Origin of the sequence: Flavobacterium soyae, assembly GCF_021245985.1 — a bacterium.
Lineage (GTDB): Bacteria > Bacteroidota > Bacteroidia > Flavobacteriales > Flavobacteriaceae > Flavobacterium > Flavobacterium soyae.
Genome location: NZ_JAJQXA010000049.1, coordinates 1 through 387, shown reverse-complemented (window position 1 = coordinate 387; position 387 = coordinate 1). Strand labels below are relative to the sequence as shown.

At 64.6% G+C, this 387-nt stretch carries 1 protein-coding gene; it reads left to right on the top strand.

Annotation, left to right across the window (positions count from 1 at the left end; genetic code table 11):
- Positions 1 to 387 (top strand): substrate-binding domain-containing protein (locus tag LUU93_RS21900; RefSeq protein ID WP_232683225.1); only part of this gene is annotated, 387 nt, incomplete at both ends.

Below are 387 nucleotides of genomic sequence, written 5' to 3'. Positions count from 1 at the left end.
CCCGCAAGTGCATCTGCGCCAGTTGGTCTATGGCGAGTGGAATCGCGAACGGGCTCATGAGCAGGCAAGCCAGTTGATCAAGCGCTATCCGCAGACCGCGCTGGTCTGGTCGGCCAATGATGAAATGGCCCTGGGCGCCATGCAGGCGTTCGAGGAGGCGGGTCGCCAACCGGGCAAGGATGTGTTGTTCAGCGCCATGAACAGCTCCAGGGCGGCGCTCCAGGCCCGCATCGACGGGCGCTTGAGCGTGCTGTTCACCGGGCATTTCAGCTTGGGAGGGTGGGCCATGGTGCTGCTCCATGATCACGCCCGGGGCGTCGACCTCGCGCGTCATGGCGGCTACAACCAGCAGATCGACCTGATGCAATCGCTCGATCCGGCCCGTGC